Genomic DNA, 24,321 nt, shown 5'->3' on the forward strand with positions numbered 1-24,321 from the left:
GTGAGACGCCGGATTGACTCGCTCCGAATCGAATGTCCTAATGTCATAACAATAGAAGAGCCGGCCCATGAGGTGTCGGCCACCACATCCCTGGGAGGGAATGATGAGCGCTTTCAAGGCCGCCATCCGCGCGTTTGCAATTGCCAGCCTGGGCCTGCTGTCGGCCGCCGCCGCGCGCGCCGAGGACATCGTCGTCACCCACTACGGCTCGCTGCTCTATGGCGTGCCCTACGCCATCGCGATGGAGAAGGGCTACTTCAAGGAGGCCGGTGTCGATATCAAGGGCATCCTGACCTCCAAGGGCGGCGGTACCTCCGTACGCAACATGATGGCCGGCGACACGCTGTTCGCCGAGGTCGCGCTTCCGGCGGCGCTCAGCGCCATCAAGGAGGGCTTCAACATCAAGATCATCAGCGGCGGCACCAACGGTCGAAGCTCGTTCTGGGTCACGCGTCCCGGCGAGGCGATCGACAAGCCGGCCGACCTCAAGGGCAAGCGCTTCGTCTATTCGCGTCCGAAATCGGTCAGCGAGGCGATCACGCTCTCCGCCCTGAAGTCCTGGGACATCACCGCCGCCGACGTGAAGATGATCGCCATCGGCGATTTCGGCGCCGGCCTCACGGCGCTGGAGCACAACAAGGTCGATGTCGCCATCATTCCGGAGCCGATCTACTCGCAGAAGGAGAAGGCCGGCACAAAGTACAAGACGCTGGGCTGGCTCGACGAGAAGCTGCCGGCCTATGCCCAGACCGTCGGCATCGCGACCGACGAGGCGATTGCCAAGAACGGGCCGAAGCTCAAGGCGGTGATCGAGGCGCGCCGCAGGGGCGTCGAGTTCCTGCACGCCAACCCGAAGGAAGCCGCCGAGATCGTGGCGAAGGCCTACAACCTGCCGCTCGACGTCACGACAAACGCCATCGACAACATCAAGAAGATGAACCCGACGTGGTGGAGCCGGGGCGAGCTCGCGATGCCGCTGATGCAGTCGATGGCCGATGCGCTGGGCTCGGTGGGCGCGCTGCAGCTGCCCGTGGACTGGAAGGCGACCCTCGACCCGCAGTTCGTGCCCGCCGCCGCGGCGAAGACCCAGTGATGGCCGGCGCGCCGCGTCTGGCCGCGGTCGAGAACGCGGCCAGCCACAAGGTCCATGCCCGTCTCGAGGGCGTGACGCGCGTCTACCCGCCGCGTGCGGGCCATGGCGAGGTCCATGCGCTGGGGCCGATCTCCTTCGACCTCCGGGCCGGTGAGTTCTTCAGCGTCGTCGGTCCGTCGGGATGCGGAAAGTCGACCCTGCTCGACGTCCTGGCCGGCCTCGCGATGCCGTCGGCCGGCACGGTCGAGTTCGAGGGCAAGCCGGTGCGCGGCGAGGTGCCCGAAGGCGTCGGTGTCGTGTTCCAGGAAGATGCCAGCTTCCCGTGGCTCACGGTCGAGGACAACGTATCCTTCGGCTTGCGGCGGGCCGGCGTCGATGCGGCGGAAAGCAAGCGCCGGGTCGATTTCGCGATCGGCTTCATGGGCCTGCGCGATTTCAGCCGGGCCTATCCCAGCCAGCTTTCCGGCGGCATGCGCCAGCGCGTCTGCATCGCGCGCACCCTGGTGATGCAGCCGCGCCTCATCCTGCTCGACGAGCCGTTCGGCGCGCTCGACCAGCAGACACGCCTGCTGATGGGCGATGAGCTGCTGCGCCTGTGGCGCGAGACCTCCGCGACCGTGCTGCTGATCACCCACGCGCTCGACGAAGCCAACCTCCTGTCGGACCGCATCGGCGTCATGTCGGCCCGGCCCGGCCGCTTCCTCGAGATCGTCGAGACCGGCTGGCCGCGCGACCGCGATTCGCGGCTGGCCGAACGTCCGGATTTCGGCGCCGTCACGGCGCGCCTCTGGTCCTACCTGCGCGGTGAATCACTGCGGGCGATGGGGCAGGGGACGGTGGCCCGATGAGCAAGGCGGGCTGGATTCGCACCATCCTGCTGGTGGGCGCCGTCGGCGCCCTCGAACTGGCTTGCCGGACGGGCGCGATCGCACCGACCATGGTGACCGCGCCGTCGAAGATGGTGACGACCCTCGTCGAGACGCTGCGGTCCGACGAGATCGGCATGCACCTGCAGCACACCCTGTCGGCCGTGGCGATCGCCATGAGCATCGCCATCGTCGGCGGCTTCGTGATCGGCTTCGTCCTGAACTGGGTGCCGTTCCTGCGCCGCGCCTTCAGCCCGTTCCTCGCGGCCTATTACGCGATCCCGCATTTCGCCTTCTACCCGCTGCTGATCGTCATCTTCGGCCTGGGGCCTGTGCCGCTGATCGTGCTGGCGACCCTGTTCGCCATGGTCGCGATGATCCTCGCCACCATGGCGGGGCTCGACCGGGTGCCGCGCGTGCTGCTGAAGACCGCGCGAATCCATCGCCTGTCGCTGGTCGAGGAGATCTGGCGCGTCCGCCTGCCGGCCGCAGCGCCGCACATCCTGTCGGGCCTGAAGCTCGCGGTCGCCTATTCCTTCATCGGCGTGATCGCCGGCGAATTCATCCTGTCGACCAGCGGCATCGGCCACGAGATCGCCTTCGCCTACGACAACTTCGACAATCCGCGCATGTACGCGTTGATCCTGTTCGTGCTGGGTATCGTCACGCTGTTCAACATGATGGTCTTCGCCTGGGAGCGCCGCATGCTGCGGCGGCGCGGCGCATGAGGGGCGGCCTGCTGAACCTGCGCATCTGGCGCGATCCCATCCTGGTCGCGATCTCGCTCGTCGCCCTGTGGCAGGTCCTGCACGAGATCGCCGGCGATTCGGCGGTGACGGCGCCGGCGCCGACTCTCGCCCACCTCTGGGAGATGATCGGGCAGGCCCGCTTCCTGCCGCATCTGCGCGAAACCGGGCTCGCCTTCCTCCAGGCGCTGGCCATCGCCTGCGGCGGCGGCGTGCTGATCGGCGTCGTGCTGGGCGGCCACAAGCTCACCGGCGAGGTCGCGGAGCCGATTCTCGTCGCGCTCTACTCGGTGCCGAAGATCACGCTTTACCCGGTGATCCTGCTGCTGTTCGGGCTGGGCATGCCGGCCAAGGTCGCCTTCGGCGCTCTGCACGGCATCATCCCGGTCGTGCTCTTCACCATGAATGCGGTGCGCAACGTCAACCGCACCTATCTGCGGGCGGGCCGTGCGATGCGTCTCACCCCGGCACAGACCGGCTGGTACGTGCTGGTCCCCGCGACCCTGCCGGAGATCTTCTCCGGCCTGCGCATCGGCTTCTCGCTCACCCTGCTCGGCACGATGCTGGGCGAGCTCTTCGCCTCGCAGCGGGGCCTGGGGTTCCTCCTGATGACGGCGATCGACCTGCATGACGTGAAGACGATCCTGTCCATCGCGGTCCTGATCTCGGTCTTCGCCATCGGCGCGAATGCCGCCCTGCTGGCCATCGACAAGCGCCTGCATCGCGGCGCCGCGCCGGAGGCGCACGAGAAGCCATGAACCGGATCGCCGTCGCCCGCGAGATGGGCTCGCCCCTGCATCACCAGATCTATCTCGTCCTGGCGGACGGCATCTCGACCGGCCGCTATGCCGAGGGCGAGCCGCTGCCGACCGAGGAACAGCTCACCCGCATGTTCAGCGTGTCGCGCATTACCGTGCGGCGCGCGATTGCGAGCCTGCACGATGCCGGCCTGATCGAGCGCGGGGCCGGACGGCGCACCGTCGTGCGGGCGCAGATCGGCCAGCCGATGCGCATGCCGATGACGTCGGTGATCGAGAATATCGTCTCCTACGGCGCCGAGACGGTCGCCAAGGTGGTCGAGTTCGGCTACGTGCAGGCCCGCGGCTATGCGCGGGACAAACTCTGGGACGCTGACCAGAAGCCGGTCCAGCGCGCCGTGCGCGTGCGCTCCCAGGACGGGACGCCGGTGATGCATCTCACCAGCTATGTCCCGGCCGCGCTGGGCGAGACCTTCACCAGGACCGACCTCAACCGCATTCCGATGTTCCAGCTGCTGGCGCGTGCCGGCGCCCATATCTGCGGCGCCGAACAGCTCGTCTCGGCCGTGCTCGCCGAACCGCTGGTGGCCTCGCGACTCGGGGTCAAGGTGGGCGCGGCGCTGATCGACCTGCGCAGCCTGATGATCGACCAGCAGGGCCGGGCCGTCGAATACGTCGAGATGCTGGCGGTGCCCGAGCATCTCAAGCTTCGTTTCACCGTGCATCCCGAGCAGTTCAAGTCGCCTTCCGGCCCGTCGCCGGCCCCGAAACGCAAACGCTGAAGGAGAAAGTCATGTCCAACGCCGCAAATCTGCGCAAACTGCTCGCGTCCAGGAAGATGATCGTGGCGCCCGGCGCGATCGACTGCATCACCGGCCGCGCCATCGCCCAGGCCGGCTTTCCCGCCGTCTACATGACCGGCGCCGGTACCTCGGCGACGCTGGGCTATCCCGACTACGGTCTGATCACCATGAGCGAGATGGTGGGCAATGCCGCCCGGATCGTGAACTCGATCGACATCCCGCTGATCAGCGACAGCGACACCGGGTTCGGCAACGAGCTGAACGTCTATCGCACGGTGCAGGAATTCGAGCGGGCCGGCGTGGCCGCCATCCACATCGAGGACCAGGTGTTCCCGAAGAAGTGCGGCCATCTCGACAACAAGGAGCTGGTGAGCCGCGAGGACTTCATCGCCAAGATCCGGGCCGCCGCGGCCGCGCGCAGGTCGAAGGACTTCTGCATCATCGCCCGCACCGATTCGCGCGCCGTGGTGAACCTCGAGGAGGCGATCGAACGTGCGAACGCGGCGCTGGCCAACGGCGCGGACGTGGCCTTCGTCGAGGCACCGCAGACCATGGCGGAGATCGAATCGGTGCCGAAGCGGGTCAACGGCCCCTGCCTGCTGAACGTCGTGCGCGGCGGCAAGACACCGGAGATCGACCTCGATGTCGCCGAGCGCATGGGCTACGCGATCGCAATCGTCCCCGGCCTGCTGCTGGGCGGCATCATCTCGACCTGCGACCGCCTGCTGGGCGACCTGAAGCAGGGCAAGTTCCCGCCGGTCAGCGGCTCGCCCGGCAAGACCTTCGCCCGCTTCGGCGCCGCCGAATGGGACGAGCGCCGCACGGCGTTCCGCGACCCGGTCAAGGCCGCCGCCGAGTAACGATCAGACCTCGTTCTAATTCCTCTCCCCCGATAGGGGAGAGGCTAGGTGAGGGGGTGAGTGGGTGCGTTGCCCCCTCACCCAACCTCTCCCCCTAGCGGGGGAGAGGAGAAAGAATGATTGAGGAGGAAGTGCATGGCCGCCGCACGCACGATGTTCGAGAAGATCTGGCAGCGTCACGTCGTCGTCGATCGCGACGACGGCTACACGCTGCTCTATATCGACCGTCATCTCATGCATGACGGCTCGGCTGCAGGCTTCGCAAAGCTGCGGGAGCGCAACATGAAGCTGCGCCGTCCGGATCGCGGTTTCGCGACGCCCGACCACTATGTGCGCAGCGACAGCCGCGACGTGGCCGACATCGCCGATCCGCACCATCGCAAGCTGGTCGAGGCGATCCGCACCAACACCGCCGAAAGCGGCGTCACCCTGTTCGATCTCGGCGACGAGCGCCAGGGCATCGCCCATGTCGTCGGCCCGGAACAGGGCGTGACGCAGCCCGGCCTGACGCTGGTCTGCGGCGATTCGCACACCTCCACGCACGGCGCGCTGGGGGCGCTCGCCTTCGGCATCGGCTCGTCGGAAGTGGCGCATGTGATGGCAACGCAATGCCTGTGGCAGCGCAAGCCCAGGGCGATGCGGATCAGCGTCGATGGCGAGTTGGGTGAAGGCGTTACCGCCAAGGACGTCATCCTGGCCATCATCGCCAGGATCGGCACCGCGGGCGCGGTCGGCCATGTCATCGAATATGCTGGCAGCGCGATTCGCGGCCTGTCGATCGAGGGCCGTCTCACCGTCTGCAACATGTCCATCGAGGCCGGCGGCAAGGCCGGCATGGTGGCACCCGACGATACGACCATCGCCTACCTCGAGGGTCGGCCCTTCGCGCCGAAGTCGGCCGAATGGGACAAGGCCGTCGCCTTCTGGCGCACCGTGCCGAGCGACGAGGGGGCGGTCTTCGATCGCGACGTCAGCCTCGACGCGGCCTCGATCGCGCCGATGGTCACCTGGGGCACCAGCCCGGAGGATGCGCTTTCGATCACGGGCCGCATTCCCGAGCCCTCGACGGCGCCGGATGCCGCCAAGAAGGACAGCATGAAGCGGGCGCTCGACTATATGGGCCTCGTGCCGGGCACGCCGCTGGAGCAGGTGCCGGTCGACCGCGTGTTCATCGGCTCCTGCACCAACAGCCGCATCGAGGACCTGCGCGCCGCCGCCAAGGTCGCCAAGGGCCGCAAGGTCGTGATCCCCTCCTGGGTGGTCGCGGGATCGGGCTTGGTGAAGAAGCAGGCGGAGGCCGAGGGGCTGGACAGGATCTTCCGCGACGCCGGCTTCGAATGGCGCGAACCCGGCTGCTCGATGTGCGTCGGCATGAACGGCGACACCGGCAAGCCGCAGCAGCGTATCGCCTCGACCTCGAACCGCAACTTCATCGGTCGCCAGGGGCCGGGCGTGCGCACGCATCTGCTCAGCCCGGCGATGGCGGTGGCCGCCGCCGTGTCCGGCCATTTCGCCGACGTCCGCAAGCTGGCCTAGGGGAGCATCGCCATGGAAGCTTTCACCACGCTCGACGCGGTCGCCATTCCGATCGATCAGCCGAACCTCGACACCGACCAGATCATCCCGGCGCGCTTCCTCGGCAAGCCGCGCGACATGCAGGTCGGGGCCCTGTTCCACGATCTTCGCTACACGCCCGACAAGGCGCCGCGGCCCGAGTTCGTCACCAACATGCCCGCCTACGCCGGCGCGAAGATCGTGGTGGCGGAGCGCAACTTCGCCTGCGGCTCCTCGCGCGAGAATGCCGTCACGGTGATGGTCGACAACGGCCTGCGCGCCTTCATCGCGCCGAGCTTCGGCGACATCTTCTTCAACAACTGCTTCCAGAATGGCGCGCTGCCGATCCGCGTCGATGCCGCCCGCGCAGGCGAACTGCGGCGCCTGCTGCACGCCTCTCCGGGCGCAAGGATCCGCATCGACCTCGCGGCCCAGACCGTGACCGGCCCGGACGGCAAGATCGACCGGTTCGAGATCGATTCCTTTCGCAAGGACTGCCTGCTGAAGGGCGCCGACGAGGTCAGCCTGACCCTGAGCTACGACAAGGACATCAAGGCCTTCGAGGCCCGGCAGCGCCAGGAGATGAGCTGGCTGTAGCGCCCATGGTTTGTTCGGCCGGCGCTACTTAGCCGGTCCGAATCCCTGAAGCGTCCACACCAGTGGTGCCGGATCGATGCGGACTTCGCCGCTCTGCGGCCGGTCTATGTCGATGATCAGCACGATGGCGAGGGTCCAGATGCCGAGCAGCAGGATCGAGAGCACGTGCTGGCGGCTCCCGACGAGTCCGAACCCGTATCCCACCGCGCCGACCGCGAAGATCGAGACGGTCAGGAGAAGCCGCAATATGTAGGCCGGCACATGGGCATTGAGATTGCGCCGGTTGGTCAGCGACAGGTCGATCATCTCGTTGAGCGAGGTGAGCAGGAGGCCCGAGATGGGCGTGGGGGAGCGTTCGGCCACGGTGCGGGCGAGAGCCCAGATTTCGGATTGAAGGCTGTTCGTGCGCTGTAGAAGTTCCTCGGGTGGCGAGGTGTTGGAGCCGGCCACCACCGCGATGCGGACCGCCGTATACTCGCGCAGCAGGTTCTGCAGCGCCACGCCTTCGGCGCCGGTGCCGACGCTGGCGCGAAGCCAGACCGTGCCGATCGCATTGGCCTCGGCCAGGACCGAATCGCGGCGTTGCTGGTAGCGGTCCGACGCCATCGACAGGGAAACGCCCAGCAGGAAGGCCAACAGTCCCATCATGCCGGCCGTGGCAAAGTTGACCGAGGATTTCTCGCCCTCGGTCGGAACGTGCCGGCGCGCGCCGAGCCGGCCCAACCAGATGCCGGTTTCGAGCGACACCAGGAGGACCACCAGGACGAGGAGGCCAGCGTAGTGAAGGTCGCCGTTTGTAAGTCTGCCGAGGAAGCCGAACAGCGCGTCGAAGGGGCCGAGAGACATGCAGGCGAAGGATCGGCGATTGGCCCTCGCCGGACAAGCCCGATCTCCCCGGGCCTTCAGGCTACTTGCCGGGCAGCAACCCGTTCGGGCCCAGCGACATCGCTGCGGCCCGGCAGGCCCGTGCGCAGGCCCGGCAGGCCTCGGCGCACAGCCGGCAATGGTCGTGCTCGTCCACGTGCAGATCGCATTCCGCGGCGCAGGCCTCGCAGAGCGCGGCGCAGGTCTCGGCCATCGGCCTCAGCAGGGCGCCGTTGGCGGGGGTGCGCTGCGCCATCGCGGCGCCTGTCGTGGAGCAGGCCTCGGCGCAATCGAGCGCCAGCCGGATGCAGCGGGCAAGACTGGCAGCGGCCTCGTCGAGGCTCGTGTCGGCGCACAGTATGCACGCCTCGGCACAGACGTGGCAGGCCTCGATGGCATGGAGGACGGGCGCGTCGAAACGAAGGGGACGCGCGGGCATGGGTTTCCTCCGTCGATGAATGGAGGATAAACGCACCGTGCGTCGGTTGGTTACCGGATCAGGGCTTCCAGCGCAGGAAGTTGGCTATCAGTCGCAGGCCCGTGGCCTGGCTCTTCTCGGGATGGAACTGGGTGCCTGCGAGGTTGTCGCGCCCGACGATCGCCGTTACCGGCCCGCCATAGTCGGTCAGTCCGAGCACCGTCGCCGGCTGGGTGGCGGCGAGCTGGAAGGAGTGCACGAAGTAGGCATGGTCGCGCGGCTGGATCCCTTCGAGCAGCGCGTGCGGCTTGAGGTCGGACAGTTCGTTCCAGCCCATGTGCGGAATCTTGAGGTGGTCCTGACCCGCCTGACGCTGGGGTTCGATGCGCACCACGTCGCCCGCGATCCAGTCCAGACCGGTGTGGATGCCGTACTCGACACCGCGCGTGGCCATCAGCTGCATGCCGACGCAGATGCCGAGGAACGGCTTGCCGCGCTCGATCACTTCCCGCTGGAGCGTGTCGACCATGCCGGGCACGCCGTACAGGCCCGCCCGGCAGTCCGCGAACGCACCGACACCCGGCAGCACGATGCGGTCCGCAGCGGCGACCTCGGCCGGCTGCGAGGTCACGACCACGCGCGCATCCGTGCCCGCCTCGCGCGCGGCGCGCTCGAAGGCCTTGGCGGCGGAGCGGAGGTTGCCGGATCCGTAGTCGACGATGGCGACGGTCATGGTTCGACGGACATGATCGGGCCCTAGAGGACGCCCTTGGTGCTGGGCACGGCCATCGTCTGGCGCGGGTCGATCTCGACCGCGACGCGCAGCGCCCGGGCGATGCCCTTGAAACAGCTCTCGACGATGTGGTGGTTGTTCTCGCCGTAGTGGTTCCACACGTGCAGGGTCAGGCCGCCCAGCTGGGCGAAGGCCTGGAACCATTCCTTGAACAGCTCGGTATCCATGGTGCCGAGCTTGGGCTTGGTGAACTCGACCTTCCAGATCAGGTACGGCCGGTTCGACGCATCGAGCGCCACCTCGGTCAGCGTCTCGTCCATCGGGATGGTGGCACTGCCGTAGCGGCGGATGCCCTTGCGGTCGCCCAGCGCCTTGGACAGGCACTCGCCCAGCACGATGCCGGCATCTTCCGTCGTGTGGTGATAGTCGATGTGCAGGTCGCCCTCGGCGCGCAGCGTGATGTCGATCAGGCTGTGACGCGAGAGCTGCTCGAGCATGTGGTCGAGGAAGCCGATGCCGGTCTTGATGTCGTAGACGCCGGTGCCGTCCAGGTTGATGGCGGCGGCGATGCGGGTTTCCTTGGTCGCCCGCTCCACGGACGCGCGTCGTCCGCCGGTGCCGGGTGTGGTCAAGGGAGTGGTGGTCGTGGCCATGGGGAGGTTCATACAGGAACGCGGGCGGCACGGTCGAGCGCCACACGCGTCAGAATGACGCCGGCCAGCACGATCAGGCCCCCCAGCACCCGTGCCGTCGTCAGAGGATCGCCGAAGAAGGCCGCCGACAGGCCCACCCCGGCCACCGGGATCAGGTACATATAGACCATGACCCGGCTGACCCCGAGCCGCTCCAGCCCGGCCGTGAGGCCGAGGAAGGCGACGCCCACGGGGAAGATGGCGGTGTAGAACCAGAAGCCCAGCAGCCGGTCGTCAAGCTTCGCGAACTCCCCGAGCGAATCGAAGACGAGGGCGATCGGCACCAGCACCAGCGAGCCGAACAGGGTCGTCCAGGCCATGACCGGAAGCGCCCCCAGCCGCTGGTTGTACGGGGCGCAGCGCTCGACATAGAGCGCCCAGGCGAAGGCCGCGAGCATCCAGAGCAGGGTACCGTCGAGGCTGCCGAACGACAGCGTGACCGACGACAGGCTGTTGTTCACCACCAGCACGACGCCTGCGAAGGCGAGCACGATGCCGGCCCATCCGAGCGCCGGGAGCCGGCGCCCGCCGAACCAGGCAAGGATCGCGGAGAAGGCCGTGGTGGTGGTCATCACGATCGAGCCCAGGCTCGGGGCCGTGCGCGTCATCGCCAGCCCCCAGCAGGCCTGGAACAGCGTGACACCAACCAGGGAAAGCAGGAACAGGGGCAGCCAGTCGCGCCGCGGGAGGCCGAGCGGCCGGCGCATAAGCGCCATCATGACGAACAGGAAGAGGCTGGCGATCAGGTAGCGCGAGCCGCTGTAGAGCAACGGGCTCATGACCTGCAGCACGTCCTTGGCGAAGGGATAGCTCGATCCCATCAGCATGGCCGTGCCGAACATGATGAGGTCGCCCGTGTAGCGGCGTCCAGATGGTTTTGAAGACACCCCTGCGCTCAAGCGTCCTCTCCGCCCGCGCAGCGGGGGGAGAGGAAGGGGACCCGCGCGAGGCGCGGGGGAGGTGAGGTGGGTCTTCGCTTCTTCAACGCAGCCATCTCGTTCGCATGGAACACCACCTCACCTACCCATTGCTGCGCAATGGGTCCCTTCCTCTCCCCCACTTCGTGGCGGAGAGGACTCTTGAGCGATGGATCAAACTACGCCTTCGCCGCCGTCGACGTCTTCTGCGCGCCCCAGAAGCCGAACAGGGCGCCGGCGACGCGGCGGATCTGGATCTCCTCCGAACCCTCGGTGATGCGGTAGCGGCGGTGGTGGCGATAGATGTGCTCGAACGGCGTGTGGCGCGAATAGCCGATGCCGCCATGGACCTGCATGGCACGGTCGGCGGCGTCGCAGACCAGCCGGTTGGCGCGGTAGTTCGACATTGCCACCCACTCGCTGACGTTCATGTGATGCTCGCGATCGAGATGCCACGCCGTCTTGCGCACGAGACCGCGGGTCATCTCGGCCTCGGTGTGCAGCTCGGCCAGCGGGAACTGGATCGCCTGGTTGGTGGCCAGCGCCTTGCCGAACACCTTGCGGTTCTTGGCATAGGCCACCGACAGGTCGATGCAGTATTGCGCGGCGCCGAGGCTCGAGGCGGCCTGGCGGATGCGGTTCTCGTGAACGAAGGTCTGCGCCACGTCGAGCCCGCGGCCTTCCTCGCCCAGCATGGTCGAGCCCGGCACGGTGACGTTGGTGAGCGACACCTCGGCATGGTCGGACGGCATGTTGAACGTCCACCACATGTATTCGATCTTGAAGCCGGGGGTCTTCACCGGCACCAGGAACGCCGAGATGCCGCGCGCATCGCCGGGCTTGCCGGAGGTGCGCGCGAAGACCAGGTCGACGGTCGCGGTGTGCATGCCGGTGTTGAACCGCTTCATGCCGTTGATCACCCAGTCGGAACCCTGCTTCGTCGCCGTGGTCTCCATGAAAGTGGCATCGGACCCGTGCAGCGGCTCGGTGAGGCCGAAGCCGATGCGCTCGGTGCCCTTGAACATGCCCTCGATGTAGCGGTCCTTCTGCTCCTGCGTGCCGAAACGGTGCAGCAGCAGCGCCACCGGGAAGTTGCCGACGATCGAGCTTTCGTTCTGCAGGTCGTTGTGCAGGCCGAGCCCCTTGTGCGCGAGATGCTCGCGGATGATCGCCATGGCGAGGTTGGAGCCGTCCTTGCCGCCCAGCGCCTTGGGCAGACCGAAGCGCAAGTGTCCGGCCTTGTCGGCGCGGCGCTTCATCTCGGCCAGCAACTCCTCCCATTCGTGGCGCGGTTGGCCGTCATTGTCCCAGTCGGTGCGCGCATGCTCGCGGCGATGGTCGAAGAAGCGGATGTTGTCGTTCTCGCGCTCCAGCGGCCGGATCTCGCGCTCGATGAATTCGTCGAGTTCGCGCAGATAGGCTGCGATCTCCGCGGGAATGTTGAAATCCATGGACCCTGCTCCTCCGGTAAACGCTCGTTTACCGGACATTATTAGCGGTCAGCGACCGGACAGGTAAGGGCTGACTTTCGCTTCGAGGAGCACGTGCGGCGGGTTGCTTGCCCGCGCCCAGCAAACGCTTGTCGGCTTCCGTCGTGCGGCGACCGCACCGGCGCGCCGGCAGGTAGAACAGACAATTGCGTTCAAGGCGCTACCGGCAGATCCACTCTGAACCGGCTGCCGCCGCCTTCTGCCGCAAGGCAGACGGCGTCGCCGCCATGGCGGCGGGCGATATCGAGGACGAGGGCGAGGCCGAGACCGCTGCCGCGGCCGCTCTCGGCCGCGCCGGCCAGGCGATAGAAGGGCTCGAAGATGCGCTGGCGTTCGGACTCAGGCACGCCCGGTCCCTTGTCGGTCACTTCGAGGACGGCGCAATCGGACTCGCGGGTCACCGAGACCGCCACGGACTCGTCGCCGTCCTTGCCGGTGCCGTAGCGCTGGGCATTCTCCACCAGATTTCGCACCAGACGGCGCAGCAGCGTGCGGTCGCCGGAGACGATCACCGGCTCGCCGCTCACCTCGACGTCGTAGTGAGAGGCTTCCTCGGCGGCCAGGGCCAGCAGGTCGATCGGTTCACGCTGCTCGAGCGTGGGCAGGGCTTCGAGGCGGCTCGCCAGGAGGATCTGCTCGATGAGTTGGTCGAGTTCGGCCACGTCGCGCTTCAGCGATTCGCGCGTCTTCGGATCGGCGTTCTCGCCGAGCAGCGACGCGGCGACCGAGATGCGCGTGAGCGGGGTGCGCAACTCGTGGCTGGCATTGGCCAGCAGCAGGCGGTGGGCGGCGACCAGCTCCTCGATGCGCTGCGCCGAGCGGTTGAAGCTGGCGGCCAGCGCCGCCACCTCGTCGCGACCCTCGACCTTAACGCGGGCGCCGAGATCGCCATGGCCGAGGCGGTCTACACCGGCTCTCAATCTTTCGAGCCGCCGGCCGAGGCCGCGCACTACAGGAAAGGAAGCGATGGCGACGGCGATGGCGACGAGCGCGAGCGCCGCGGCGATCCAGTAGATCGGGTTGGGCCGTTCGCGCACCTGACGCGCCACCAGCCAGCGCCCGTCCGGCAACTGCAGGACGAAGTTCGGCCCGCCCGGCCCGCGGCGCCAGCCCGTTCGGTTCCGCTTGGGCTCGAAGCGCGGCGGCGGCTTGCCGGCCATGGCGATCATGTCGCCGTCGGGTTCGTAGAGCGCGATGTCGAAGCGCAGCTTGCGCTGCAGCGCCTCGATCGCGCGCTGTTGTTCGGGGCGCGGCGCATTGGCCTCGGGCAGGAGGGCGCCCGTCAATTCGGCCGCGACATCAAGATACTGCGGCGTGCGATTGTCGTCGTCGGCAACCCGCCAGAGCAGCACCGCGGCGCCGACGAACACCGCCAGCACGATCAGAATGGTGACGTAGAATTGCAGGTACAGGCGCTGCATATCCTAGCGATCCTGGTCCCGGGCGAAGACATAGCCGCTGCCGCGCAATGTCAGGATGCGGCGGGGCTTCTTCGGGTCGTCCTCGATGGCGGCGCGGATGCGGCTGATATGGACGTCCACCGAGCGGTCGAAGGCTTCGAGCTTCTCGCCCTTCAGCAGGTCCATCAGTGCATCGCGCGACAATACGCGGCCGGCGCGTTCGGCGAGCGCCAGCAGGATGGCGAACTGATGGGAGGTGATGGAGCGCTCCTCGCCATCGACCCGAACGACGCGCGCGCCCTTGTCGATCTCGAGGCGGCCGAAGCGCAGCACGTCCCCCTTCGGAGAAGTGCCTCCGCCCCGCCGGCGCAGGATGGCGCGCAGGCGGGCCTGCAATTCGCGCGGCTCGAAGGGCTTGGCGAGATAGTCGTCGGCGCCCAGTTCGAGGCCGACCACGCGGTCCATCGGCTCGCCGCGCGCCGTCAGCATCAGGATCGGCACGTCGCTGCCGGCGCGCAGGCGACGACACAGGTCGAGCCCGTCGGCATCGGGCAGCATGAGGTCGAGAATGACCGCATCGAAGGTTTCGCGCTTCAGCTGGGCCTCGCCGTCGCGGCCTGTGCCGGCGACGGTCACACGAAAGCCCGCCCCGCCGAGATAGTCCGAAACCATCCCGGCGAGGCGGTCGTCGTCGTCGATCATCAGGATTCGTTCGGCCATCTGCTCAGTATCGAACCGGCGCGACCCCGATGTCATCTGCCGTCAGCCTCTTGCATCAGCCCTTCTTCGGGCCGTGCTTGTGCTCGCCCCAGGTCTTGAAGAAGGCCTGGCGCTGGTTGGCGTTCAGCACGTTGCCGGCGTCCGTCAGCGCCTTGGTGAAGCGCTTGGAACTCGCGTCCGCGATCTTCATCTGGTCGGCGCGGATCTGCTCGATTTTCGCCTGGTCGATGGTCGGGGCCTCGAGTGCCGCGCGCATCGCCTTGCGGTTCTCGACGCGCTGGGCGTGCAGCGGCTTCATGTCGGCGAAGGCGGCCTGCAGGATGCTCACCACCTGCTTCTTCTGGTCCTGCGTGGCGTCGGTGCCGTTCAGGGCCTTGTCCACGCGCTTCTCGATGCGCTCCTGGAACTTGGCCGGATCGACCGACCCGCCGTCCGCCCGGGCAAAGGCCGGCGCGCCGGCGGTCACCGCCAGGCTGCCCGCGAGGAGGGCCGCCATCGCCGTCTTGATGCTGAGGTTCGTCATGTCTGTCTCCATCTGGTTTCGGGTTGCTGTCCCCGTGCAGCCAAGATGGAGGCTCGGCGTTTCGCGCCCATCTCGCGCCGGTAAAGTTGTGTAAACTTTCCTCCGATGACGATCGTGACGACCGAGCGCCTGACGCTCAGACCTTTGCTGCCTGCCGATGCCGAGGAATACGCAGCCATGCGCTTTCATCCGGAGGTGGCGAAGTGGCTGCCGCCGGCGCCGGGCAAGGTCCAGGACGGTGATTTCGTGGCGCTGGCGCATGCCGCGATCGAGCGCTTCGCCGCTTCCTGGCAGGAGCGCCGCTATGCGCCCTGGGGCGTGTTTCGCGAGGGACGGCTGATCGGCCATGCCGGGCTGAACTACATAGAGCAGTTCGATGGCGTGGAGGTGCTGTGGTCGCTGCATCCCGACGCCTGGGGCCGGGGTTATGCCGCCGAAGCGGCGCGCGCGGCGCTCGCCCACGGATTCGAGACGCTCGCACTCGAGCGGATCTTCGCGATCACGCTGGAGAGCAATCGTGCTTCACGCGCGGTGATGGAGCGGATCGGCCTCAGCTACCGCAAGAGGGTCGACTACAAGGGCTTCACCGACATCATCTGGTACGATGTCGATCGCGAGACCTATGCCGAGAGGACGTCCAGCGCCGCGCGGTGAACGGCGGGATCGCCGGCCGCCACGACTGCTCCCTCGGAATGCATGTCGAGCGGCCGGCCCTTCCAATCGGTGATCACGCCGCCCGCGCCCGTGATGACGGGAATCAGCGCGGCATAGTCGTAGAGCTTGAGGTCCGCCTCGACGACGAGGTCGACGTGGCCCGCGGCCAGCAGCCCGTAGGCGTAGCAGTCGCCACCCCAGCGGAAGAGTTTCACCTTCTCGGTGAGCGCCTGATGCGGCCGGGCGTAGCCGTCGGCAAACATGCCGGGCGCGGTCGAATACATGTAGGCGCTGGCGAGGCCCGCGCAGGCGCGCACCGAGATCGGCCTGCCGTTCAGGGTGGAGCGCTCGCCTTCAACGCCCAGCCAGCGTTCCTGAAGGATCGGCTGGTCGATGATGCCGAGTACCGGCTTGCCGCGATGGAAGAGGCCGATCAGCGTGCCGAACAGCGGCAGGCCGGTGATGAAAGCCTTGGTGCCGTCGATTGGGTCGAGCACCCAGACATAGTCGGCATCGGTGCGGACCGCGCCGTGCTCCTCGCCGAACACGCCATGCTCGGGCACGTGGCGCGTCAGCAGATCGCGCATCGCCGTCTCGGCTTCGCGATCGGCGATGGTGACGGGGCTCTGGTCGGTCTTGTCGTCGACCGTGACGCCGGTCCGGAAATAGCGGGCCGCGATCGGCCGTGCGGAATCGGCCAACTGATGGGCCAGCGCCACCAGTTCAGCCGGAACCGGAGTGGGTGAGGTCACTTAGGAAGCGGCGCGGGCGTATCGGCCATCGTGCGCAGGTAGGCGATCACGTCGGCGCGATCCTGCTCCTTCGGGAGGCCGGCGAAGGCCATCTTGGTGCCGCGCACATAGGCGTTCGGCTTGAAGATCAGGTGGTCGATGTCCTCGTAGGTCCAATTGCCGCCCTTGGCGGTCAGGGCCGACGAATAGCCGAAGCCGGCATGGCTGGCCTTCGGACGGTCGACGATGCCCCACAGGTTCGGGCCGACCTTGTTGGCGCCGCCCTTGTCGACCGTGTGGCAGCTGAAGCACTGCTTCTGGAACAGCGCCTTGCCGGCCTCGACGTTGGCGCCGGCGAGCTTCGGGCCGATCGGCGGAATCTCGATCGCCGCGGGGGCGGCGGCGGTCGCCGCCGCGGGGGCGTCGTCGGTGACAGCGAGGGCCGGCTTGTCCAGCTTGTGCGGATGCACGACGGCATTGGACACCTTGCCGACCACCATCGCGAAGAGGGCGGAAGCCAAAACGCAGCCTGCGATCGTGTTGAAACTGGCCATAGTCAAATCCCGAAACGGCGAATTCTACGGACGCTGCTGTAGCATGCCCGCACGGCCGCCAGTAGTATTCCATCGCGTCTGGCAGCTCGCGCGGCGGAACGTCGCAAGTGCCGGATATTACGGGGTTTTTCGCCTATCGATGGGCGTCGGAACGCGATGCGGGGAGCAGGATAAATGGCCAAGGGACGGGGCGGGAAAGCCGCCGCCAGCAATATCATCGCCTTCCAGGGCGAACCCGGCGCCAATTCCGACATGGCCTGCCGCGCGGCCTTTCCGTACATGACGACCCTGCCGTGCCCGACATTCGACGCCGCGATGGGCGCCGTCCAGGCCGGCAAGGCGGAGCTGGCCATCATCCCGGTCGAGAACTCGATCGCCGGCCGCGTGGCCGACCTGCACAGCCTGCTGCCGCACACGAAGCTCAAGATCGTGGCCGAGCATTTCCAGCGGGTCGAGCATTGCCTGGTGGCTCTTCCGGGGGCGTCCCTGAAGTCGATCCGGACCGTCAAGAGCCACGTCCAGGCGCTGGCCCAGTGCCGGAACTTCCTGAAGAAGAACAAGCTGCAGCCTGTCGTCCATGCCGACACGGCCGGGGCCGCGCGGGAGATCGCCGAGATCGGCGACGCCAGCGTGGGCGCCATCGCCTCCTCCCTCGCCGCCCGCATCTACGACCTGAAGGTCCTGGCCAAGAACATCGAGGACGCGGACCACAACACCACCCGCATGCTGGTCTTTTCCCGCGAGGAGGCCCATCCGGACTGGCGGACCGTGCAGTGCATGACCGCTTTCCTGTTCCGGGTCAGGAGCCGTCCCGCGGCGCTCTACAAGGCGCTGGGCGGCTTCGCGACCAACGGCGTCAACATGGTGAAGCTGGAGAGCTATCTCTCGGGCGCGCGCTTCGAGCAGGCGATGTTCTATGCCGAGGTCGAAGGCCATCCCGAGCAGGCCAACGTCGCGCTGGCGCTCGAGGAACTGGGCTTCTTCTCCGACGAGCTGAAGCTGCTGGGCTCCTTCCCGACCAATCCCTTCCGGCGCAAGGGCTGGGACGCCCCGACCCGGCCCGGCACCTGAGCCCCGTCAAAGGTCAAGTCATGCCGCAACAGCCCGTCCGCATCGCGCCCTCCATCCTGTCGGCGGACTTCGCCGCGCTCGGCCAGGAGATCGAGGCCATCACCCGGGCCGGCGCCGACTGGATTCATGTCGACGTGATGGATGGGCATTTCGTGCCTAACCTCACGATCGGGCCGATGGTCGTGAAGGCGCTGCGCAAGCACAGCAAACAGCCCTTCGACGTGCATCTGATGATCTCGCCGGTCGATCCGCTGGTGCCGGCCTATGTCGAGGCTGGCGCCGACGTGATCTCGTTCCATCCCGAGGCCGGCCCGCACGTCCATCGGACGATCCAGCTCATCAAGAGCCTCGGCCGCAAGGCCGGCATCGTGCTCAATCCGGCGACGCCGCTGTCCGCCATCGAGCATGTGCTGGGCGATCTCGATCTCGTGCTGGTGATGAGCGTCAATCCCGGCTTCGGCGGCCAGGCCTTCATCGAAAGCCAGCTCGCCAAGATCGCGGCCCTGCGCAAGGCGATCGACACGCTGGGCAAGCCGATCGACCTGGAGGTCGATGGCGGCGTCAACGTCGAGACCGCGAAGCGCTGCATCAAGGCGGGTGCCGACGTGCTCGTGGCCGGCACCGCCGTGTTCACCGGCGGGCCGGAACGCTACGCGGCCAACATCGAGGCGCTGCGCTCATGAGCGACATGATCCTGCACCACTATCCGAATTCGCCCTTCTCCGAGAAGGTGCGCATCGCCTTCGGCGTGAAGCAGGCCGCGTGGAAGTCGGTCGTGATCCCGAACATGATGCCGAAGCCCGACCTGATGCCGCTGACCGGCGGCTATCGCAAGACTCCGGTGATGCAGGTCGGCGCCGACATCTACTGCGACACGCAGCTCATCATGCTGGAGATCGAGAAGCGCGTGCCCGCGCCGCCGCTCCTGCCCAAGGGCAAGGAGGGCGTTGCCCGGGCGCTCGCCATGTGGATCGACCGCAACATCTTCTGGGCGGCCGTCGGCGTCGTCATGGGGGCGCTGGGCGACAAGCTGCCGGAAGCCTTTCTCAAGGACCGCAGCGCCTTCTCCGGCCGCTCGTTCGACCCCGCTTCGCTCAAGTCCGCCGCGCCGATGGCGCTGCAGCAGACCTACGCCCAGCTCGTCCTGGCGGAAGAGATGCTGGCCGACGGCAGGCCCTATCTGCTGGGCGACGCGCCCTGTCTGGCCGATTGCGCGCTCTACAATCCCGTCTGGTTCATCAAGGAGCGGATGGGGGGCGGAAAGACGGTGCCGCCGTTCGACCGGCTGCCGCTGATCACGGCCTGGTCGGAGCGCATGAAGGCGGCCGGCAGCGGCAGCCCGACGGAAATGACGGCGGCCGACGCCATCGCCATCGCCAGGGAAGCAGCGCCGGAAGCGACGAGCGTCGATGCCGGAGATCCCAGCGGCCTGAAGGCCGGTCAGACCATCGGCGTCACGCCCGACGATACCGGCAAGGTGCCGGTGAGCGGCGTGCTGGTCGGTCTCACGAACGACCGCGTCTCGATCAGGCGGCACGACGAGAGGGTGGGAGATGTCGTCGTCCATTTCCCGCGCGCCGGCTTCATTCTCACGCCGGCTTAAACCACCTCGACGCCGATCTCGGCAGCGATGCGGCGCAGGCCGGCGACGGATCGGGCGGTGGCGTTGCGCCCGTCCTGCGGGCAGTGCGTCTCGATGCTGGCGTGGATTTCCCGCACCGGATGCGCGCCTGTCGCTACGGCGGTGAGCAGCCGAGTCAGTTCAGCCGACCAGGGAATGTCGCCGTCGCCGAACGGCACGGTGCGTTTGGCGGTTGTGTCACGGTCCTTGAGATGGATCAGGTCCACCAGCGGCGCCAGCTGCGCGATCTCCGCATCGGTCGGCGGTTTGCCGACGGCCCACGCATTGCCGATGTCGATCAGCGGCTTCAACTGCGCCGGCGGCGGATTGGGGTCGGTCGCCTCGGTGAGGGCGGTAAAGAACTCGGCGAGGTCCGTGATCGAGCCGATGTTGCAGACCGGCTCATTCTCGATCTCGACGGCGATCGAGTAGGTGAGGCCGAGGTCGGCCAGCCGTTCGAAACGTCCGATCAGGTCGGCGGGCCTGTACCCGGGATAGCGGAGGTGGCTGAAGACGCGGATCTTCTCGGCGCCGAACACGGTGGCCATGTCGAAGGCATGGACCAGCGGATCGTCGGCCGGGCAGTCGGCCGGATCGAAGGCGAAGTCGACCGGGCCGCCTTCGCTGCCCTTGCCCGGTGCGGGCCACTTCAGCAGCGGCGAGACGAAGGTGGGCACTGACAGCCCTTCCTTCTCCAGGCGGCGCGCGATGGTGCTGCCCTGCTCGAGCGACAGGCCGAGCAGGTTCTTGCCATCCACGGTGCGCATGTCGAGGCGGCGCACCTCGTGTTCGCCGCAGAAGGAGATCATTTCGTCGAGGGAGGGACCGATTTCATCGCCGATCACGGCGAGAGCGAGACGAGGCAGGGACATGCCGGTAACCTACTATGGACCGGCCGCTTTGGCTAAAGTCGGGGCGAGCGCACAGGAGACGGCATGAGCGACGACGCGATCTTCGTGGGAGCCAGCGAGGCGGACCAGTACCTGCTCCTGAAGTATGCCAATCGCCACGGGCTGGTCGCGGGCGCCACCGGCACGGGCAAGACCGTGACGCTGCAGACCATCGCGGAGGGTTTCTCGGCCTTCGGCGTGCCGGTCTTCATGGCCGACGTGAAGGGCGATCTCTCGGGCGTCAGCCAGGCCGGCGGCAACAATCCGCGGGCGCTCGAGCGCGCCGCGCAGCTCGGCATCGAGGGCTATGCGGGCCGCGCCTTCCCGACGGTCTTCTGGGACCTGTTCGGCGAGAAGGGCCACCCCATCCGCACGACGGTGAGCGAAGTCGGGCCGGTGTTGCTGGCCCGCCTGCTGCAGCTCAACGAGACGCAGGAAGGCGTGCTCAACATCGTCTTCAGAATCGCGGACGATCAGGGCCTCCTGCTGCTCGACTTCAAGGATCTCCAGGCGCTGCTGCAATGGGTCGCCGAGAATGCCGGCACGCTCACGACCGAGTTCGGCAATGTCAGCAAGCAATCAGTCGGCACGATCCAGCGCCAGCTCCTGACGCTCAGCCAGCAGGGCGGTGAGCGCTTCTTCGGCGAGCCGGCGCTCGATCTCGCCGACATGATCCGCTGCGACGCGACCGGCCGCGGCACGATCAACATCCTGGCGGCCGACCGGCTGATGCAGAGTCCGCGCCTCTACGCGACCTTCCTGCTGTGGCTGCTGTCGGAGCTGTTCGAGGCGTTGCCGGAGGTGGGCGATCTCGACAAGCCGAAGTTCGTCTTCTTCTTCGACGAGGCGCATCTTCTGTTCGACGACGCGCCCAAGGCGCTGCTGTCGCGCATCGAGCAGGTGGTGCGCCTGATCCGTTCCAAGGGCGTCGGCATCTACTTCATCACCCAGAATCCGCTCGACGTTCCCGAAACGGTCCTGGGCCAGCTCGGCAACCGCGTGCAGCACGCACTGCGGGCCTTCACGCCGCGCGACCAGAAGGCGGTGAAGGTGGCGGCCGAGACGTTTCGCCCCAACAAGGCGTTCAATGCTGCGGAAGTGATCACCGAACTCGGCGTCGGCGAGGCGCTGCTGTCCTTCCTCGACCCCAAGGGCGTGCCGTTTCCGGTCGAGCGCTGCTTCATCGCGCCGCCGCAGGGCCGCATCGGGCCGGCGACGACGGAGGAACGCGCCGCGGTCATGGCGGCGAGCCCGCTGGGCGCCAAGTACGACCGGGCGGTCGATCGCCAGTCGGCCTACGAAGTGCTGACCGGCCGCGTCGCACCGGCATCTGCGCCCCCGGCCTCGGCGCCCCCGCCATCGGTAACCCCGGACGGCGCCCCGCGTCGCCGCGGGCAATATGGATCGGTGCCGCCAACGGTGCCGGCGACGACGGGTCCCTGGGGACCGCGCCCATCGACGCCAACGCCGCAGGTCGAGCAGCCGGTGCCACCGGAGCCGCGGCCCCAGCCACGCCTCAAGACGGCGCAGCCTCAGCCGCAGGCGCCGACGCCCGAACCCAAAAAGGCTCCGGCTGGGCGCCAGCGCGATTCGGTGGGGGTGACGGTCGCCAAGGCGGCGGGACGCAGCATGGCCACCATCGCCGCGCGCGAGGCGGCGAAGGCCGTGTTCGGAAAGGGCAAGGCCGCCAGTATCGGCGCCAGTGTCGGCGGCGCCGTGTTGCGCGGCGTGCTGGGGTCGATCCTGAGAGGCTGAGCCGGCGTTCCTGCCGGCCGCCGATCAGCTCAGGCGATCCAGTTCCTTGACGATCGCGTCGCCCATTTCCTGGGTGCCGACCTTCTTCACGCCGTCGGTCTTGCCGACCAGGAGATCGCCGGTGCGGTAGCCCGCCTTCAGCACGTTCTCCACGGCCGTCTCGACCAGATCGGCCTCCTTGCCGAGATCGAAGGAGTAGCGAAGCATCATCGCGTAGGAGAGGGTCTGCGCGATCGGATTGGCGAGGCCCTTGCCCGCAATGTCGGGCGCGCTGCCATGGATCGGCTCGTACAGCGCCTTGCGGCGGCCGGTCGCGTCGGGCGCACCCAGCGACGCCGAGGGCAGCAGGCCGAGCGAGCCGGTCAGCATCGAGGCCTCGTCCGACAGGATGTCGCCGAACAGGTTGTCGGTGACGATCACGTCGAATTCCTTGGGCGCGCGCAGCAGCTGCATGGCGAGCGCGTCGGCATACATGTGGTCGAGCTTCACGTCGGAGTACTTCTCCTTGTGCAGCTTGGTCGCCTCTTCGCGCCACAGCACGCCGGTGTGCATCACGTTGGCCTTCTCCGAGGAGAGGACCTTGTTCTTGCGCTTGCGCGCCAGTTCGAAGGCGACGGCGCAGACGCGGCGGATCTCGGGGGCCGTGTAGCGTTGCGTGTCGAAGGCCTCGACCTCGCCGGCGGCGTTGACGTGGCGGCCGCGCGGCTCACCGAAATACACGCCGCTGGTCAGCTCGCGGATGATCATGATGTCGAGGCCCTTGACGATCTCGGGCTTCAACGAGGAGGCGTCGACCAGCGCGTCGAACACCTTGGCCGGGCGCAGGTTGGCGAAGAGGTCCATCTCCTTGCGCAGGCGGAGCAGGCCGCGTTCCGGCTTCTTGCTGAAGTCGGCGGTGTCCCACTTCGGGCCGCCGACCGAGCCGAACAGAACGGCATCGGCTTCCAGCGCGGTCTTCATGGCGTCGTCGCTGAGCGGCACGCCGTGCTTGTCGAGCGCGGCGCCACCGACCAGGTCCTCGGTGATGTCGAAGCCGACCGCGCGCTTCTTGCCCATCCAGGCAATGATCTTGCGGACTTCGTTCATCACCTCGGGGCCGATGCCGTCGCCGGGCAGCACGAGCAGATTGCGATTGGACGCCATGATGGTCAGGTCTTCCGTTGGGTTTGGTATTCGGATTGTTGGAGCGTTGTTCGATCGATTTGAAACAACCTCATCCTGAGGAGCGCCGTCTCCGGCGCGTCTCGAAGGATGGGCAACAGGCGCGGTGTCCGTTGCACATCCTTCGAGACGCTCGCTGCGCTCGCTCCTCAGGATGAGGTCGGTTTTTTGTTCGTCAGGTCGCGGCGTGCAGCCAGGGCTGCGATTCGCTCTGGCGGCGCTCGAAGTCGTCGATGTCCGACTTCTTCTCCATGGTCAGGCCGATATCGTCGAGGCCTTCCATCAGGCACTTCTTGCGGAAGGGATCGATGTCGAAGTGGACGGTGCCACCGTCCGGACCCTTGATCTCCTGCTTCTCGAGGTCGATCTCGATGATGGCGTTGGAGCCGCGGCTCGCATCGTCCATCAGCTTGTCGACGATCTCCTTCGGCACCTTGATCGGCAGGATGCCGTTCTTGAAGCAGTTGTTGTAGAAGATGTCGGCGAAGTCCTCGGAGATGATGCAGCGGATGCCGAAGTCGAGCAGCGCCCAGGGCGCGTGCTCGCGGCTCGAGCCGCAGCCGAAATTGGGACCCGCCACGATGATCTTGGCGTTCTGGTAGGCCGGCTGGTCGAGGACGAAGTCCTTCTTCTGGCCGTCCGCCGTCCAGCGCATCTCGTAGAACAGGCCGTTCTTGAGACCCGTGCGCTTGATGGTCTTCAGGAACTGCTTCGGAATGATCATGTCGGTGTCGACATTGACCATGGGCAGCGGCGCAGCGACGCCGCTCAGCGTCGTGAATTTTTCCATGAGACCTCCCGGAAAGGCCGGAATAAACGGGCTTTCCGGGCCGGGGTCAAGCCGGCGATT

Annotated in this window: 27 protein-coding genes; 13 read left to right on the plus strand and 14 right to left on the minus strand. The window is 67.3% G+C overall.

What is annotated here, in order from left to right; all coding sequences use genetic code 11:
* The first annotated feature begins 103 nt into the window (after positions 1–103).
* The 8 genes from LJ725_RS23485 (at position 104) to leuD (LJ725_RS23520) (ending at position 7,277) form a co-directional block, all read left to right on the plus strand.
* Positions 104–1,093: an ABC transporter substrate-binding protein gene (locus tag LJ725_RS23485; protein ID WP_230553376.1), complete on the plus strand. Its 990-nt coding sequence runs from the start codon at positions 104–106 to the stop codon at positions 1,091–1,093.
* Positions 1,093–1,941 (plus strand): ABC transporter ATP-binding protein, encoded by an 849-nt coding sequence (locus LJ725_RS23490; protein WP_230553377.1) that lies wholly within the window; start codon positions 1,093–1,095, stop codon positions 1,939–1,941. Before LJ725_RS23485 ends, LJ725_RS23490 begins: the two co-directional genes overlap by 1 nt.
* Complete coding sequence (locus LJ725_RS23495; RefSeq protein ID WP_230553378.1) at positions 1,938–2,687, plus strand: ABC transporter permease; 750 nt, start codon at positions 1,938–1,940, stop codon at positions 2,685–2,687. The genes LJ725_RS23490 and LJ725_RS23495 overlap by 4 nt, the downstream gene beginning before the upstream one ends.
* A complete protein-coding gene (locus tag LJ725_RS23500) occupies positions 2,684–3,463 on the plus strand; it encodes an ABC transporter permease (RefSeq protein ID WP_230553379.1) in 780 nt (259 codons plus the stop codon). Before LJ725_RS23495 ends, LJ725_RS23500 begins: the two co-directional genes overlap by 4 nt.
* Positions 3,460–4,245 (plus strand): GntR family transcriptional regulator, encoded by a 786-nt coding sequence (locus LJ725_RS23505; RefSeq protein WP_230553380.1) that lies wholly within the window; start codon positions 3,460–3,462, stop codon positions 4,243–4,245. The genes LJ725_RS23500 and LJ725_RS23505 overlap by 4 nt, the downstream gene beginning before the upstream one ends.
* A gap of 11 nt (positions 4,246–4,256) precedes the next feature.
* Positions 4,257–5,126 (plus strand): isocitrate lyase/PEP mutase family protein, encoded by an 870-nt coding sequence (locus tag LJ725_RS23510; protein WP_230553381.1) that lies wholly within the window; start codon positions 4,257–4,259, stop codon positions 5,124–5,126.
* Positions 5,127–5,261: 135 nt separating this feature from the next.
* The gene (gene leuC, locus LJ725_RS23515; RefSeq protein WP_230553382.1) at positions 5,262–6,662 is read left to right on the plus strand and encodes a 3-isopropylmalate dehydratase large subunit; all 1,401 of its coding nucleotides are present in this window, start codon (positions 5,262–5,264) and stop codon (positions 6,660–6,662) included.
* Between the two features lie 12 nt (positions 6,663–6,674).
* Positions 6,675–7,277: a 3-isopropylmalate dehydratase small subunit gene (gene leuD, locus LJ725_RS23520; protein ID WP_230553383.1), complete on the plus strand. Its 603-nt coding sequence runs from the start codon at positions 6,675–6,677 to the stop codon at positions 7,275–7,277.
* A gap of 24 nt (positions 7,278–7,301) precedes the next feature.
* Here the strand turns inward: leuD (LJ725_RS23520) and LJ725_RS23525 are convergent, their stop codons facing one another.
* From LJ725_RS23525 to LJ725_RS23565, 9 genes are all read right to left on the minus strand, one after another.
* Positions 7,302–8,123: a bestrophin-like domain gene (locus tag LJ725_RS23525; protein ID WP_230553384.1), complete on the minus strand. Its 822-nt coding sequence runs from the start codon at positions 8,121–8,123 to the stop codon at positions 7,302–7,304.
* 61 nt (positions 8,124–8,184) lie between these two features.
* The gene (locus LJ725_RS23530) at positions 8,185–8,580 is read right to left on the minus strand and encodes a four-helix bundle copper-binding protein (RefSeq protein ID WP_230553385.1); all 396 of its coding nucleotides are present in this window, start codon (positions 8,578–8,580) and stop codon (positions 8,185–8,187) included.
* A 58-nt stretch (positions 8,581–8,638) separates the two neighbouring features.
* Entirely contained in the window at positions 8,639–9,292 is a 654-nt protein-coding gene (gene hisH / locus LJ725_RS23535) for an imidazole glycerol phosphate synthase subunit HisH (RefSeq protein WP_230553386.1), read from the minus strand.
* A gap of 23 nt (positions 9,293–9,315) precedes the next feature.
* Complete coding sequence (gene hisB, locus LJ725_RS23540) at positions 9,316–9,945, minus strand: imidazoleglycerol-phosphate dehydratase HisB (protein WP_230553387.1); 630 nt, start codon at positions 9,943–9,945, stop codon at positions 9,316–9,318.
* Between the two features lie 8 nt (positions 9,946–9,953).
* Positions 9,954–10,871: a DMT family transporter gene (locus LJ725_RS23545; RefSeq protein WP_329958388.1), complete on the minus strand. Its 918-nt coding sequence runs from the start codon at positions 10,869–10,871 to the stop codon at positions 9,954–9,956.
* Positions 10,872–11,080: 209 nt separating this feature from the next.
* Positions 11,081–12,352 carry an acyl-CoA dehydrogenase family protein gene (locus tag LJ725_RS23550; RefSeq protein WP_230553389.1) on the minus strand — a complete coding sequence of 424 codons (1,272 nt, stop codon included), beginning with the start codon at positions 12,350–12,352 and terminating at the stop codon, positions 11,081–11,083.
* A gap of 191 nt (positions 12,353–12,543) precedes the next feature.
* The gene (locus LJ725_RS23555) at positions 12,544–13,812 is read right to left on the minus strand and encodes a sensor histidine kinase (RefSeq protein WP_230553390.1); all 1,269 of its coding nucleotides are present in this window, start codon (positions 13,810–13,812) and stop codon (positions 12,544–12,546) included.
* A 3-nt stretch (positions 13,813–13,815) separates the two neighbouring features.
* Positions 13,816–14,511: a response regulator gene (locus LJ725_RS23560; protein WP_230553391.1), complete on the minus strand. Its 696-nt coding sequence runs from the start codon at positions 14,509–14,511 to the stop codon at positions 13,816–13,818.
* A 55-nt stretch (positions 14,512–14,566) separates the two neighbouring features.
* Positions 14,567–15,034 carry a Spy/CpxP family protein refolding chaperone gene (locus LJ725_RS23565; protein WP_230553392.1) on the minus strand — a complete coding sequence of 156 codons (468 nt, stop codon included), beginning with the start codon at positions 15,032–15,034 and terminating at the stop codon, positions 14,567–14,569.
* 105 nt (positions 15,035–15,139) lie between these two features.
* Between LJ725_RS23565 and LJ725_RS23570 the strand changes: the two genes are divergently transcribed.
* Entirely contained in the window at positions 15,140–15,688 is a 549-nt protein-coding gene (locus LJ725_RS23570; RefSeq protein WP_230553393.1) for a GNAT family N-acetyltransferase, read from the plus strand.
* Here the strand turns inward: LJ725_RS23570 and hisN are convergent.
* Both hisN and LJ725_RS23580 read right to left on the minus strand, forming a co-directional pair.
* Positions 15,655–16,440: a histidinol-phosphatase gene (gene hisN / locus LJ725_RS23575; protein ID WP_230553394.1), complete on the minus strand. Its 786-nt coding sequence runs from the start codon at positions 16,438–16,440 to the stop codon at positions 15,655–15,657. The two genes, LJ725_RS23570 and hisN, sit on opposite strands and share 34 nt — an antisense overlap.
* A complete protein-coding gene (locus tag LJ725_RS23580) occupies positions 16,437–16,973 on the minus strand; it encodes a c-type cytochrome (protein ID WP_230553395.1) in 537 nt (178 codons plus the stop codon). The genes hisN and LJ725_RS23580 overlap by 4 nt, the downstream gene beginning before the upstream one ends.
* A 174-nt stretch (positions 16,974–17,147) precedes the next feature.
* Between LJ725_RS23580 and LJ725_RS23585 the strand changes: the two genes are divergently transcribed.
* Genes LJ725_RS23585 through LJ725_RS23595 form a run of 3 tightly spaced genes read left to right on the plus strand, consistent with a single transcriptional unit; the run spans position 17,148 to position 19,647 of the window.
* Positions 17,148–18,044 (plus strand): prephenate dehydratase, encoded by an 897-nt coding sequence (locus LJ725_RS23585; RefSeq protein ID WP_230553396.1) that lies wholly within the window; start codon positions 17,148–17,150, stop codon positions 18,042–18,044.
* Between the two features lie 20 nt (positions 18,045–18,064).
* Positions 18,065–18,727, plus strand: coding sequence for a ribulose-phosphate 3-epimerase (gene rpe, locus LJ725_RS23590; RefSeq protein ID WP_230553397.1), 663 nt, complete (start codon positions 18,065–18,067; stop codon positions 18,725–18,727).
* Entirely contained in the window at positions 18,724–19,647 is a 924-nt protein-coding gene (locus LJ725_RS23595) for a glutathione S-transferase family protein (protein ID WP_230553398.1), read from the plus strand. Before rpe ends, LJ725_RS23595 begins: the two co-directional genes overlap by 4 nt.
* On the opposite strand, the gene LJ725_RS23600 is transcribed toward LJ725_RS23595, so the two are convergent.
* The gene (locus LJ725_RS23600; protein WP_230553399.1) at positions 19,644–20,537 is read right to left on the minus strand and encodes a sugar phosphate isomerase/epimerase family protein; all 894 of its coding nucleotides are present in this window, start codon (positions 20,535–20,537) and stop codon (positions 19,644–19,646) included. The genes LJ725_RS23595 and LJ725_RS23600 overlap by 4 nt on opposite strands.
* 63 nt (positions 20,538–20,600) lie before the next feature.
* On the opposite strand from LJ725_RS23600, the gene LJ725_RS23605 reads away from it, so the two are divergent.
* Positions 20,601–22,310, plus strand: a complete 1,710-nt coding sequence (locus LJ725_RS23605) for a helicase HerA-like domain-containing protein (RefSeq protein WP_230553400.1) — start codon at positions 20,601–20,603, stop codon at positions 22,308–22,310.
* A gap of 24 nt (positions 22,311–22,334) precedes the next feature.
* Here the strand turns inward: LJ725_RS23605 and leuB are convergent, their stop codons facing one another.
* Entirely contained in the window at positions 22,335–23,453 is a 1,119-nt protein-coding gene (gene leuB, locus LJ725_RS23610) for a 3-isopropylmalate dehydrogenase (protein WP_230553401.1), read from the minus strand.
* A 193-nt stretch (positions 23,454–23,646) separates the two neighbouring features.
* Positions 23,647–24,261 (minus strand): 3-isopropylmalate dehydratase small subunit, encoded by a 615-nt coding sequence (gene leuD, locus LJ725_RS23615; protein ID WP_230553402.1) that lies wholly within the window; start codon positions 24,259–24,261, stop codon positions 23,647–23,649.
* Between the last annotated feature and the right edge of the window lie 60 nt (positions 24,262–24,321).

It is taken from the genome of Reyranella aquatilis, assembly GCF_020880995.1.
GTDB lineage: Bacteria > Pseudomonadota > Alphaproteobacteria > Reyranellales > Reyranellaceae > Reyranella > Reyranella aquatilis.